This window comes from Chromobacterium haemolyticum DSM 19808, from assembly GCF_000711885.1.
Classification (GTDB): Bacteria; Pseudomonadota; Gammaproteobacteria; order Burkholderiales; family Chromobacteriaceae; genus Chromobacterium; species Chromobacterium haemolyticum.
The window spans coordinates 17,640-30,458 of record NZ_JONK01000008.1; the positions used below are offsets into that span (position 1 = coordinate 17,640).

Genomic DNA, 12,819 nt, shown 5'->3' on the forward strand with positions numbered 1-12,819 from the left:
ACAAAGGCCCGCGCCGGATGTCCGGCGCGGGCCTTTTCGCGTCAGGCGCGCAGCGCGCGCCGCCTTTCCCGCCAGGCCGCGTGGCGTTGCGCCAGCGCGTCGAAGTACAGATAGAGCACCGGGGTGATGTAGAGCGTGACCACCTGGGAGAACACCAGGCCGCCCACCACCGCCAGGCCCAGGGGCTGGCGCAGCTCGGCGCCGGCGCCCAGGCCCAGCGCAATGGGCAAAGCGCCCATCAAGGCCGCCAGCGTGGTCATCATGATGGGCCGGAAACGCAGCAGACAGGCGGCGTGGATGGCCTGCTCCGGCGACATGCCCTGCTTACGCTGCGCTTCCAGCGCGAAGTCGATCATCATGATGGCGTTCTTTTTGACGATGCCGATCAACATCAAGATGCCGATGCTGGCGATCACGGTCAGTTCCTGGCCAAACAGCATCAGCGTGCCCAGCGCGCCGATGGCGGCGGAGGGCAGACCGGACAGAATGGTCAGCGGGTGGATATAGCTTTCGTACAGCACCCCCAACAGCACGTAGATCACCGCCACCGCGATGCCCAGCAGCAGGATTTGGCTGCCCTGGGTTTCCTCGAAGGCGGCGGCGTCCCCGCTGTAGCTGGTGGCGATGGACGCGGGCAGGGCGATGCGCTCTTTGAGCTGGCGCAGGTGTTGGTCGGCCTGGCTCAGCGGGATGCCGGGCGCCAGGTTGAAGGACAGCGTCACCGCCTGCAACTGGCCCTGGTGGTTGACCGAGATCGGGCCGACGGTGCGTTCCACCGAGGCGATGCTGGACAGCGGCACCAGTTGGCCGTCGGCGGCGCGCACGCGCAGCCGCGAGAAGTCGAACTCGTTGACCTTGAACGGGTCGTCCGCCTGCAAGATCACCTGATAGTTGTCGCTGGCGGTATAGATAGTGGAAATCTGCCGCTCGCCGAAGGCGCTGTACAGCGCGCTGCGTATGCTCTGGATGTCCACGCCCAGCAGGTTGGCCTTGTCGCGGTCTATGTTCAGCTTGGCTTGCAAGCCCTTGAGCTGGGAGTCGCTGGTGACGTCGCGGAAGATGGGATCGGCCTGCATCCGTTGCAAGAGTTTGTCGGACCAGGTATTCAGGCTTTCCGCCTGTATGCCCTGCAGAGTGTACTGATAGCGGCTTTTGCTCTGGCGGCCGCCCAGGCGCAGGTTCTGCGTGGGGTTCAGATAGACGCTGAGCCCCGGCACCGCGCGCAGGTCGCGGCGCAGGCTTTCCATGGTCGGGTCCAGTTTGGCGCGTTCGCCGCGCGGTTTGAGCTGGATGAACATGCGGCCGGTGTTGCCGCCGGACAGCGAGGAGGTGGCGAAGGCGACGTTGGGGTTGGCCTGGGTGATGGCGGCGGCGCGTTGCTGCAGTTTGAGCATGGCGTCGTAGGAGATGTCTTGCGCCGCCTCGGTGCTGGCCATGATCTGGCCGGTGTCTTCTGTGGGGAAGAAGCCCTTGGGAATGGTGTTGAACATCAAGGCGGTCAGGACAAAGGTGGACAGCGCGCCGGCCAGGGTCAGGCGGCGATGCTTGAGCGCCAGGTCCAACGTGCGGCGATAGCCGGCCAACACCGCGTCGAAGCCGTTCTCCAGCGCGGCGGCCAGCCGGCCGCGCTGGGCTTGGTGTCCAATCGAGTCGGCGCTGAGAAAGCGCGAGGACAGCAAGGGGATCAGGGTTAGCGACACCGCCGCCGATACCAGCACCGCCAGAGACACCACCACGGCGAATTCGTGGAACAGCAGGCCGATCACGCCCTGCATGAAGAAGATGGGGATGAAGATGGCCACCAGCGACAGCGAAATCGACACGATGGTGAAGGCGATTTCACGCGAGCCCCTCAGCGCCGCCTCCATCGGCGACAAGCCCTCTTCGATGTAACGGACGATGTTTTCCAACATCACGATGGCGTCGTCCACCACCAGGCCCACCGCCAGCGTGATGCCCAGCAGCGAGATATTGTCCAGGCTGTAGCCCAGCCAATACATCAGCCCTATGGTGCCGATCAGCGAGATCGGCAGCGACAGCGCCGGAATCACCGTGGCCGCCATGCGCTGCAGGAACATGAAGATCACCATGATCACCAGCGCGATGGTGAGCAGCAGGGTCAGCTTGACGTCGTGGATGGCTTCGCGGATGGACTGCGAGCGGTCGTTGAGCAGGTTCAGCCGCACCGAGCCGGGCAGCTGCGCCTGAAGTTTCGGCAGCTCCTTGCGGATGGCGTCCACTACCGCCACGGTGTTGGCGTCGCTTTGACGCATCACCGCCAGCACGATGGAGCGCTCGCCGTTGACCCAGCTGCCGGTCTTGAGGTTTTCCACGCTGTCTTCCACCACGGCCACGTCGGACAGTCTCACCGGCAGGCCGTTGCGGCTGGCGATCACCAGCTTGGCGAACTGGGCGGCGTTTTGCAGCTGGCGGTTGGCTTCCACCGTCATCAGTTGCGATTTGCCCTCCAGCGTGCCCACCGGGGTGTTGACGTTGGCCGCGCGGATGCTGGCGGCCACATCGTCCAGCGTCAGATTGCGCGAGGCCAGCTTGCCCGGATCGGCCTTGATTCGCACCGCGTAGCGTTTCTGGCCGAAGATGTTGACCTGGGCCACGCCCTTGAGGGTGGCGATATTGGGCGAGATCCAGTTCTCGGCGTAGTCGTTGAGGTCGGACAGCGACATGGACGGCGAATTGAGCGCCAGCAACAGCACCGGCGAATCCGCCGGGTTGACCTTGCGGTAGGACGGGGTCGAGGTCATTTCCGTCGGCAGCGAACGCTGCGCGCGCAGCAGCGCCGCCTGCACGTCCACCGCCGCCAGGTCGATATTGCGGTCGTTGTCGAACTCCAGTGTGATGGAGGTGCTGCCCAGGGAGCTGGACGAGCTGATCACCGAGATGCCGGGAATGGTGGAAAACTGCTTTTCCAGAGGCGCGGCCACCGAGGAGGCCATGCTGTCCGGGCTGGCGCCGGGCAGGCTGGCGGAGACGTTGATGGTGGGTGTATCGAAGCTGGGCAGCGCGGCGATCGGCAGTTTCTGATAGGCGATCAGGCCGGCCACCACCAGGGACAGGCACAGCAGCACCGTCATCACCGGACGGCGGATGCAGAGCTCGGAGATTTGCATCATTGGCCTCCGCTGGCCGGGCCGGCCACGGCCGCACGCACCTTGTCGCCGGGGCGCAGATTGAGGCCGCCGTTGGACACCACGGCGTCGCCGACGCGCAGGCCTTTGACAACGGCTTTTTCCTTATGAATGGCCAGCAGTTCCACCGGTACGCGCTTGACGCTGCCGTCGGCTTGCACCGCGTAGCTGAATTTGCCTTCCGGCCCGGTGAGCAACGCCGCCACCGGAATGGTGGTGGCCTGCTGGTAGCGGCCGGCGCCCAGCGAGACGGTGACGAACTGGCCCGGCCACAGCTTGCCGTCCTGGTTGGAGAACTCCGCTTTCAGCGTGAGCGTGCCGTTGGCGCTGTCCACCGCGCTGTCGATGAAGACCAGCTTGCCGTCCACGCTGTCCCCGCTGTCCGGCAGCGTGGCGCGTACCTGCAGTTTGCCGGCGGCCTGGGCCGCGCGCACCGCGCCCAGCTCGCGCTCCGGCAAGGTGAAGGTGGCGTTGATTGGATGAATGCGAGTGATGGTCAGCATCGCCGCGGCCATGCCCGGTTGCGCCAAGGTGCCCGGATAGACGTTGATCACGCCGATGCGTCCGCCGATGGAGGCCCGCAGCGTTTTATAGTCCAGCGCCGCCCGCGCCGCTTCCACTTGGGCGCGGTCGGCGGCGACGGTGGCGCTGAGCGCGTCTGCCTTGGATTGATTGGCGTCCACCACGCTTTGCGAGACGAAGTTCTTCGCCAGCAGGTCGCGGCTGCGCGCCAGGTCGCGTTCCGCGTTTTTCAGCTGCGCCTGGTCACTGAGCGTCTGCGCCTGGGCTTTTTTCAACTGGGCGATTTCCGCCGCCGCGTCCAGCGTGAACAGCAATTGGCCCGGCGCCACGTTTTGGCCTTCCTTGACATGGACTTTGGCCACCACGCCGGAGACCTGAGGCTTGACCTCCACTTTTTCAATGGCGGTGACATTGCCGGTGGCGTTCAGCTCGATCGGCAGATCCTCCGCCGTCACTTTGGCGATGCCAACGGCAATCGGCGGACGCGCCGCGGTTTTTGCTGCGGCCGCGGTCGTTCTGGAGCCATACCAGCCGGCTAGGCCGGCCGCAGCCAGAGCAAGCGCGGCAGCGCTTGCAACGACTCTTTTATTCATCTTTTATTCTCGCTCTTGGGGCGGGCGCCTAACCCGCCGTGTGGATGCCAGGCGTCGTCCCATTGATACCTGTCGGCGCATGCCGGCATTGCCGCTTGCCGTGGACATGAGTCCGGAGGCGAGCCGCGTTTCCAGGGCGTCCCTCCGCCGCTGGACGCGCGGCCCGGAAGACCGGGCCGGACTCCGTCCGCTCATTGGAATGATAGGGCTGAATAAGCCTTGCGGATCAGGAAGATGCGTTGGCGGCGCGACCTGGGCGCCAGAGGACTGCGGCCGGAAAGCCGGCGCGGTGCGCGGCATGCGTCCGGTCGAGCTTACTCAAGCCCTTACGTTTTCGCCAAGCGCAAAAGCGTTAATGATTTTGGAAAAAGCCGTTAAATTAAAAATTAGACTGTACTGATATGTCCATGGATTAATTGTATAGGCTGATTTGGCCGGGCCATGAGTAATGCGTATGAGAGCTAATAATTTTTAGAATGCCATGGCGGGTAAAGTGAAAAACCACCGCAAAATCAGAAGGCTGTGGCAGCTAATGCGGGAAAGGATAGTCAATTTGCGACTAAAACGTTAAATCGCTCGCCGCAGCGTCGTGCTTAGCACTTGAAGTATTCAAAATCCTCAGCGCATAATGGCCGCCAACCACTCTGGATACAATCGAGTGAAGATTCTGATCGTCCCGCGATATCGACGGGGTCGACAATACTTAGGAGAGTAGGCGAGATGGCTGATAAGAAATCGCTACAGACAATCGCGGCCGCCGTGGCGCTGGCCCTGACTTCCGGCGCGGCCCTGGCCGCCATCGTGCCGCCGGGCACCAAGCTGGCCGCCAAGCAGGAATTGGTGCGCTCCAACGGCTCCGAACCGGAGTCGCTGGACCCGATGGTGGTGGAGGGCGTGCCCGCCAACATCATCACGCATGACCTGTTCGAAGGCCTGACCGCTACCGACAACGAAGGCAAACTGCAGCCCGGCGTGGCCGAATCCTGGAAACAGACCGGGCCCACCACCTGGGTGTTCAAGCTGCGCAAGAACGCCAAATGGTCCGACGGCAGCGGCGTCACCGCCGACGACTTCGTCTACGGCATCCGCCGGCTGGTGGATCCCAAGCTGGCGGCTCCTTATGCAGGCACCTTCGGCATCTTCTTCCAAAACGGCGAGGCGATTGTGGCCGGCAAGAAGCCGGTGACCGCCATTGGCGTCAAGGCCCTGGACAAATACACCGTACAAGTGGATACCGCTTTCCCGGTGTCCTACCTGCCGGAACTGATGTCCAACGCCCAACTGGGCCCCGCGCCCAAGGCGGTGATCGACAAGTTCGGCAAAGACTGGGTCAAGCCGGGCAAGATGGTCAGCAACGGCCCCTTCGTGCTGAAAGACTGGCAAGTCAACAGCAAGGTGGTGATCGAGAAAAACCCGCAGTACTGGAACGCCAAGAACGTGCAGCTGACCCGCGTCAGCTTCCTGCCGATCGAAGACCAGAACGCGGATCAGAAGCTGTATCAGTCCGGTCAGACCGACATGACCTATGAGATCCCGCCGGGCAGCTTCGACAAGCTCAAGAGCACCATGCCCAAGGATCTGAAAACCTCCACCATCCTGGGCCTGCGCTATTACAGCCTGAACAATAAGGATCCGCTGCTGAAGGATGTGCGCGTGCGCAAGGCGCTGTCCATGGTGGTGGACCGCGACCTGATGGCCAAGAAAATCACCGGCGACGGCCAACTGCCGTCCTACAGCGTGATGGTCAAGGGCGTGCACGGCGGCCAGCCCACCAGCTACGACTGGGCGCAATGGCCGATGGCCAAGCGCGTGGACGAGGCCAAGAAGCTGCTGGCCCAAGCTGGCGTCAAGCCGGGCACCACGCTCAAGCTGTCCTACAATACCAGCGACTACCACAAGAAGATGGCCATCTTCGTGGCCTCCGAGTGGAAGAGCAAGCTGGGCTTCAATACCTCCATGGAAAACATGGAGTTCAAAGTCTTCCTGAAGAAACGCCACGACGGCGACTACCAGGTGGCGCGCAACGGCTGGCTGGCCGACTATAACGACGCCACCACCTTCCTGGCGCTGGTCCAGTGCGGCAATACCCAGAACGACAACTTCAACTGCAACAAGAAAGCGGAAGAGTTGATCAAGCAGGGCAATGAAAGCACGGATCAAGCCAAGCGCACCCAACTGCTGACGCAGGCCACCAAACTGGTGATGGACGACTACCCGATGATCCCAGTGCTGCAGTACACGCTGCCGCGCCTGGTGAAACCGTATGTGGGCGGCTACTCGCTGAAGAATCCGGTGGATCGTTACCGCAGCAAGGATCTCTACATCATCCAGCATTGATCGGCCGGCCTCGCGCCGACGCCTGAACGCCTCCAGTCCCTAGCGGGACCGGAGGCGCCCTGGCGGACGCGCGTTAGGCTCTGATCTGAAAACGGGGGCAACCCCGGTGTGTTGAGCGGGCCGCCGTGGCAAGCGGCGCCCGCCCGTGACTGTCGGTGTCAATCGCCGTTGGTCCGTCCGCAGCCCGCGCATCGCGCCGGCGCGCGTCGGGCGCGGCGAGTCGGAGTAATTTGCAATGTGGTCCTACACTTTACGACGCGTGCTGTTGACGATTCCCACCGTGTTGGCCGTCATCACCGTCTGTTATCTGCTGCTGCACATGACCCCTGGCGGCCCCTTTGACGGGGAGCGCAAAGTTTCCGAGGCGGTATTGGCCAATTTGCAGGCCAAATACCATCTCGACCTGCCCTTGTGGCAGCAATATCTGTACTACCTGAAGAGCCTGCTGCAAGGCGATCTGGGCGCATCCTTCCGTTATTCGGACTGGAGCGTCAACGACCTGGTGGCCAAGGCGCTGCCGGTGTCGGCGGCCATTGGCGGCAGCGCCATCCTGATCTCGCTGGTGATCGGCGTGGTCCTGGGCATCGTCGCCGCGTTGCGTCAGAACAGCGTGGTGGATTATCTGGTGATGCTGATCAGCAATATGGGCAGCGCCTTTCCGTCCTTCATCATCGGGCCGGTGCTGGTGCTGGTCTTCGCCGTCTCCTTGCAATGGCTGCCGTCCGGCGGCTGGAACGACTTTGATCCCCGTTACATGATTCTGCCGGTGGCGCTGCTGACCTTCATCAACGTGGCCACCATAGGCCGGGTGATGCGCGGCAGTCTGATCGAGGTGCTGGGCAGCAACTTCATCCGCACCGCGCGCGCCAAGGGCTTGCCGATGCGCACCATCATCGTTCGCCACGCATTGAAGCCGGCCTTGATGCCGGTGGTGACCTTGCTGGGGCCGCTGACCATTTCCTCGATCACCTCCGCCGTGGTCACCGAGTCCATCTTCTCCTTGCCCGGCCTGGGCAAGCTCATCGTCAACGGCGCGGCCAACCGCGACTACACGCTGGTGCTGGGCCTGGTGGTGCTGGTGACTGTGATTGCCGTGTTGCTCAATCTGCTGGTCGACCTGGCTTACGCCTTCCTCGATCCCAAGATTCGCTATTGACGCGCGTGACCGCGAAGGATTTCCCATGTTGAGAAGCAAACAGAAGCAAGCGGCGATCGCGCTGGAGACCCGTCTGGACGATGCCGCCGTTGAAGGCCGCAGCCCGTGGCGCGATGCGCGCATCCGCTTTTTCCGCAATCGCGCGGCCGTGGTCAGTCTGATCATCCTGTCGCTGATCGTGCTGGCCTGTATCTTTGGGCCGATGTTCCTGCCCCATACCTATGACGACACGGACTGGGACGCCATCAGCCTGGCGCCCACCTGGCAGGGCATGCACTGGTTCGGCACCGACGATTTGGGCCGGGACCTCCTGGTGCGCACCCTGATAGGCGGCCGCATCTCGCTGATGGTGGGCGCGCTGGCCACCGTCGCCGCGGTGATCATAGGCGTGTTGTGGGGCGCCAGCGCCGGCTTCCTCGGCGGCAAGATAGACAACCTGATGATGCGCATCGTGGACATGATGTACGCGGTCCCCTATCTGCTGATCGCCATTCTGATGGTGACCCTGTTGGGCCGCGAGTTTTATCTGGTGGTGCTGACCATCACCATCCTGGCCTGGATGGACATGGCCCGGGTGGTGCGCGGCCAGACGCTGTCGATCAAGTCCAAGGAATATGTGGAGGCCGCGCGCGCCATCGGCGTGTCAACCGCCAACATCATCGCCCGTCATATCGTGCCCAATTTGCTGGGCATTGTGGTGATCTACACTACGGTAACGGTGCCGGGGGTGATTCTGACCGAATCGGTGCTGTCCTTCCTGGGCCTGGGCGTGCAAGAGCCGATGACCAGCTGGGGCGTTTTGATCGGCGACGGCACCAAAACCATGGAAACCCAGCCCTGGCAGCTATTGTTCCCCGCCGGCATGTTGTCGCTGACGCTGTACTGCGCCAACTATATCGGCGACGGCCTGCGCGACGCGCTGGACCCGAAAGATCGATGAGCCCGAGGTAGAACCACTATGAGCATTTTGAAAGTCAGCAATCTCGGGGTCCAGTTCCAGACCAACGACGGCATGGTCAACGCCGTCAACGGCGTCAGCTTCGAACTGGACAAGGGCCAGACCCTGGGCATCGTCGGCGAGTCCGGCTCAGGCAAGAGCCAGACTGTGTTGTCCATCATGGGCCTGTTGGCCCGCAACGGTTCCACCACCGGTGAAGTGCTGTTTCACGGCAAAGACCTGCTGACCATGGGCGCGCCGGAACTGAACGCCATTCGCGGCGACCGCGTGTCCATGATCTTCCAGGACCCGATGACCTCGCTCAACCCCTACCTGACGGTGGAGCGGCAGATGACCGAGGTGTTGGAACTGCACAAGGGCATGAGCCGGCGCGCGGCCAAGAAGCGCGCGATCGAGCTGTTGGAAGCGGTGCGCATTCCGGAAGCGGCGCGCCGCGTGGACATGTACCCGCATGAATTTTCCGGCGGCATGCGCCAGCGGGTGATGATAGCGATGGCGCTGCTGTGCGAGCCGGAAGTGCTGATCGCCGACGAACCCACCACCGCGCTGGACGTGACGGTGCAGGCGCAAATCCTGACCCTGCTGAAGGATCTGCAGCGCGATTTCGGCACCTCCATCATCATGATCACCCACGATTTGGGCGTGGTGGCGGGCCTGTGCGAAAAAGTGATGGTGATGTACGGCGGCCGGGTGATGGAATACGGCGACGCCGACAGCATCTTCTACCACCCCAGCCATCCTTACACCATCGGCCTGCTGGGCGCGCTGCCGCGGCTGGACCACGACGGCAGCGAGCTGGTCAGCATCCCCGGCAATCCGCCCAATATGGCGCGCATGCCCAAGGGCTGCCCGTTCTCCGAGCGTTGTCAGCACAGCACCGAGCGCTGCGCCGACGAACTGCCGCTGCTGCAGGCCAGCAGCCACAATCCGCAGGTGATCCGCGCCTGTCACAAGCCGGCCGCGGAGCTGGCGCAAGCAGCCCAGGAGGTGGCCCATGTCTGAACAAGCCAAACAGGCCATTCTCTCGGTGCGCGACGTCAAAGTGCACTTCCAGGTCAAGGGCAACGATAGTTGGCCGTGGAGTCCCAAGAAAACGCTGAAGGCGGTGGACGGCGTCAGCTTCGACCTCTACGCCGGGGAAACCCTGGGCGTGGTGGGCGAATCCGGCTGCGGCAAATCCACGCTCAGCCGCGCCATCCTGAACCTGATTCCCGCCACCGACGGTGAAATCGTCTGGATGGGCAAGGATCTGCGCAAGGGCAGCGACAAGGATTGGCTGGCAGTGCGCAAGGACATCCAGATGATCTTCCAGGATCCGCTGGCCTCGCTCAATCCGCGGATGACGGTGGCTCACATCATCGGCGAGCCGCTGCGCGTGCACAAGCCGGAGTTGGGGCCGGAGGAAGTGATGCGCCGGGTCAAGGCGATGATGGCCAAGGTGGGCCTGCGCGAGCAGATGATCAACCGCTATCCGCACGAGTTCTCCGGCGGCCAGTGTCAGCGCATCGGCATTGCCCGCGCGCTGATCCTGGAGCCCAAGCTCATCATCTGCGACGAGCCGGTATCGGCGCTGGATGTGTCCATCCAGGCGCAGATCATCAACCTGCTCAAGGAGTTGCAGCGCGAAATGGGCTTGGCGCTGATTTTCATCGCCCATGATCTGGCCGTGGTCAAACACATCTCCGACCGCATCCTGGTGATGTATCTGGGCCGCGAAATGGAGCTGGCGGAAAAATCCGCGCTGTACGACGCGCCTTCGCACCCGTACACCCGCGCCTTGCTGTCGGCGATTCCCATCCCGGATCCGAAGCTGGAAAAGACCAAGGTGATCCAGATCCTGCAAGGCGACTTGCCCAGCCCGATCAACCCGCCTTCCGGCTGCGTGTTCCGCACCCGTTGTCCGCAGGCGGAGGCGCGTTGCGCTCAGCAGGCCACGCCGCTGCGCCCCGTCAGCGAGCAGAGCCAGTCCTCTTGCCTGTTGGCCTGAGCCGGCTTTGCCCTGCGACAAACCGCCCTTAGGGGCGGTTTTTTCGTCTCAGAACTGTTCACGATCTGCTGCGCGTCGTGAGACGTGGCACGGTGAGTATCGCTTCGAAATGCTCATGTACCACTCCACCATTCCGCTTTCTCAGCGGTTTTCGCCTTGTCTCGCTCTTGCTCGCGAGATCGTAAACACGTTCTCAAGAGCCCGGCCTTCGCTATAGTGGCGAGGTGGCATCAAGTAAAATCCAAACATGAAAACCACGTTCAAAATCGCCACCGGCCTGCTGGCCGCGTTGGCCTTGGGGTACTCGGCGCTGCTCTGGGCCGATTCTGACGCCTTATGGAACATCGTCAACCGGCAGTGCCTGCCCAACCAACAAGCGACTGGCCAGCCGGCGCCCTGCGCCGACGTGAACTTGAGCGGCGGCGAGGCCGGCGGTCACGCGGTGTTGAAAGACCGCAACGGTTGGCTGCAATACCTGCTGATTCCCACTGCCCGTCTCAGCGGCATCGAAAGCCCGGAGCTATTGAGCGAGCGTGCGCCGGATTACTGGGGGGCGGCCTGGCGCGCGCGCAGCTTTCTGGAGCAGCGCTACGGGCGGCCGATTCCGCGCGAACTGCTGTCGCTGACGATCAACTCCCAGTACGGGCGCACGCAAAACCAGTTGCACATCCATATTTCCTGCACCGACGCCACCGTGCGCCAGCAGCTGGACGATCTGAAGGACAGCCTGAACGAAGAGTGGCGGGAATTGCCGGTGGAATTGCAAGGCCACGCCTACTGGGCGCGCACATTGGCCGCCAAGGCCGACGGCGGTCCGGAAGTGGATCCGTTCAAGGCGCTGGCGGCCGGCCTGCCGGAAGCCGGCCTGGCAATGGGCCGTTACGGCTTGGCCTTGGTGGCGACGCGGCTGGCAGACGGGCGCGACGGTTTCATACTGCTAAGCAGCCGCGCCAGCCTGATCGGGGCCAACCGCGCTTCGGTAGAGGAATTGCAGGATCACGCGTGTCCGGCGCTGCGCGCCGGCAAGTGAGCCGTGTCCGCTAGTGGTTCGTATGCGTTGCGTCTCCGCGACAACCCTTCGCATCCCTCTTCTCCGCCAGCTTAGCTCGGTTTCGGAAAAACCTTTGCGCTGGCAAGGGCTTGCCGGTTTAAGCGGGCAGGGGGCCGTGAATCGGAAATGGCGGGTAGTTATGCCAATCGCTTTTCAAGCGGCGGCAAAGCGGATAGCATCCGTCTGCTTTATTTGTACATTGAATTTATTGATTAAATGAGATTAAACAATATGAAAAAATTCGCTCTGACAGTTCTGGCTGCTGCTTGCTTCTCCGCTCCGGCGCACGCTTTCGATCTGGGCTCCATGATCAGCGCCGGTTCCGACCTGGTGAAATCCGCCACCCTCAGCGACGCCGACGTCAAAGCCATGGCGGCTGAATCCAGCGTGATGATGGACAAGAAAAACAAAGTGGCTCCGGCTTCCAACGCCTACTCCAAGCGCCTGGCCAAGATGGTCAAAGGCCTGGACAGCGAAGACGGCACCAAGCTGAATTTCAAGGTTTATCTGACCAAGGAAGTCAACGCCTTCGCCATGGCCGATGGCACCGTGCGCGTGTACAGCGGCCTGATGGACAAGATGAACGACGATGAAGTGCGCTTCGTCATCGGCCATGAAATCGGCCACGTGAAACTGGGTCACACCAAGAAAGCCATGCAACTGGCCTACGCTACCTCCGCTGCGCGCAAAGGCGCGGCCGGCAGCGGCAACGCCGTGGCCGCCAACCTGTCCGAATCCGAGCTCGGCGGCTTTGCCGAGGCGGTGGTGAACGCGCAGTTCTCCCAATCTCAGGAAAGCGATGCCGATGCTTACTCGGTGGGCTTCCTCAAGCGCCACAACTACAATGTTCAAGGCGGTCCGGCCGCCTTGCGCAAGCTGGCGGACCTGTACGGCAACGACAGCAGCCTGCTGTCCAGCCACCCGGCGCCGGGCGACCGCGCAGTAAAACTGGAAAAGCAGATCCAGAGCCTGTAAGCGGCATTCCCTCGCAAGCAAAAAGCACCGCCCAGGCGGTGCTTTTTTCATGACAGGCTTCAACGCTTCTTTCTATCCACTCCGCCACAGCGCA

The 12,819-nt window shown here is 62.6% G+C and carries 9 protein-coding genes; 7 read left to right on the forward strand and 2 right to left on the reverse strand.

Going from position 1 to position 12,819, the window contains the following annotated elements; translation table 11 throughout:
• Positions 1–41: 41 nt before the first annotated feature.
• Both BR71_RS07305 and BR71_RS07310 read right to left on the reverse strand, forming a co-directional pair.
• Positions 42–3,131, reverse strand: a complete 3,090-nt coding sequence (locus tag BR71_RS07305; protein ID WP_244269597.1) for an efflux RND transporter permease subunit — start codon at positions 3,129–3,131, stop codon at positions 42–44.
• A complete protein-coding gene (locus tag BR71_RS07310; RefSeq protein ID WP_043634971.1) occupies positions 3,128–4,261 on the reverse strand; it encodes an efflux RND transporter periplasmic adaptor subunit in 1,134 nt (377 codons plus the stop codon). Before BR71_RS07310 ends, BR71_RS07305 begins: the two co-directional genes overlap by 4 nt.
• A gap of 720 nt (positions 4,262–4,981) precedes the next feature.
• Here BR71_RS07310 and BR71_RS07315 point away from each other — a divergent pair.
• The 7 genes from BR71_RS07315 to BR71_RS07345 all read left to right on the forward strand — a co-directional run bounded on the left by BR71_RS07315 (position 4,982) and on the right by BR71_RS07345 (position 12,725).
• Entirely contained in the window at positions 4,982–6,598 is a 1,617-nt protein-coding gene (locus BR71_RS07315) for a peptide ABC transporter substrate-binding protein (RefSeq protein WP_043634975.1), read from the forward strand.
• A gap of 235 nt (positions 6,599–6,833) precedes the next feature.
• Positions 6,834–7,754, forward strand: coding sequence for an oligopeptide ABC transporter permease OppB (gene oppB / locus BR71_RS07320; protein WP_043634979.1), 921 nt, complete (start codon positions 6,834–6,836; stop codon positions 7,752–7,754).
• 25 nt (positions 7,755–7,779) lie between these two features.
• Positions 7,780–8,694, forward strand: coding sequence for an ABC transporter permease subunit (locus BR71_RS07325; RefSeq protein WP_043634982.1), 915 nt, complete (start codon positions 7,780–7,782; stop codon positions 8,692–8,694).
• Between the two features lie 18 nt (positions 8,695–8,712).
• On the forward strand, positions 8,713–9,714 hold the full coding sequence (locus BR71_RS07330) for an ABC transporter ATP-binding protein (RefSeq protein WP_043634989.1): 1,002 nt from the start codon (positions 8,713–8,715) through the stop codon (positions 9,712–9,714).
• Positions 9,707–10,699 carry a murein tripeptide/oligopeptide ABC transporter ATP binding protein OppF gene (gene oppF / locus BR71_RS07335; protein WP_043634991.1) on the forward strand — a complete coding sequence of 331 codons (993 nt, stop codon included), beginning with the start codon at positions 9,707–9,709 and terminating at the stop codon, positions 10,697–10,699. The genes BR71_RS07330 and oppF overlap by 8 nt, the downstream gene beginning before the upstream one ends.
• A gap of 247 nt (positions 10,700–10,946) precedes the next feature.
• Positions 10,947–11,729, forward strand: a complete 783-nt coding sequence (locus tag BR71_RS07340) for a CDP-diacylglycerol diphosphatase (RefSeq protein WP_043634993.1) — start codon at positions 10,947–10,949, stop codon at positions 11,727–11,729.
• A 252-nt stretch (positions 11,730–11,981) separates the two neighbouring features.
• Positions 11,982–12,725 (forward strand): M48 family metallopeptidase, encoded by a 744-nt coding sequence (locus BR71_RS07345; protein ID WP_081554482.1) that lies wholly within the window; start codon positions 11,982–11,984, stop codon positions 12,723–12,725.
• Positions 12,726–12,819: the final 94 nt, after the last annotated feature.

What these genes read in the sequence shown, in the direction of transcription:
- BR71_RS07305 (WP_244269597.1), bottom strand. Translation starts at nt 3,131, where the DNA reads ATGATGCAAATCTCCGAGCTCTGCATCCGCCGTCCGGTGATGACGGTG.
- BR71_RS07310 (WP_043634971.1), bottom strand. Translation starts at nt 4,261, where the DNA reads ATGAATAAAAGAGTCGTTGCAAGCGCTGCCGCGCTTGCTCTGGCTGCG.
- BR71_RS07315 (WP_043634975.1), top strand. Translation starts at nt 4,982, where the DNA reads ATGGCTGATAAGAAATCGCTACAGACAATCGCGGCCGCCGTGGCGCTG.
- oppB (WP_043634979.1), top strand. Translation starts at nt 6,834, where the DNA reads ATGTGGTCCTACACTTTACGACGCGTGCTGTTGACGATTCCCACCGTG.
- BR71_RS07325 (WP_043634982.1), top strand. Translation starts at nt 7,780, where the DNA reads ATGTTGAGAAGCAAACAGAAGCAAGCGGCGATCGCGCTGGAGACCCGT.
- BR71_RS07330 (WP_043634989.1), top strand. Translation starts at nt 8,713, where the DNA reads ATGAGCATTTTGAAAGTCAGCAATCTCGGGGTCCAGTTCCAGACCAAC.
- oppF (WP_043634991.1), top strand. Translation starts at nt 9,707, where the DNA reads ATGTCTGAACAAGCCAAACAGGCCATTCTCTCGGTGCGCGACGTCAAA.
- BR71_RS07340 (WP_043634993.1), top strand. Translation starts at nt 10,947, where the DNA reads ATGAAAACCACGTTCAAAATCGCCACCGGCCTGCTGGCCGCGTTGGCC.
- BR71_RS07345 (WP_081554482.1), top strand. Translation starts at nt 11,982, where the DNA reads ATGAAAAAATTCGCTCTGACAGTTCTGGCTGCTGCTTGCTTCTCCGCT.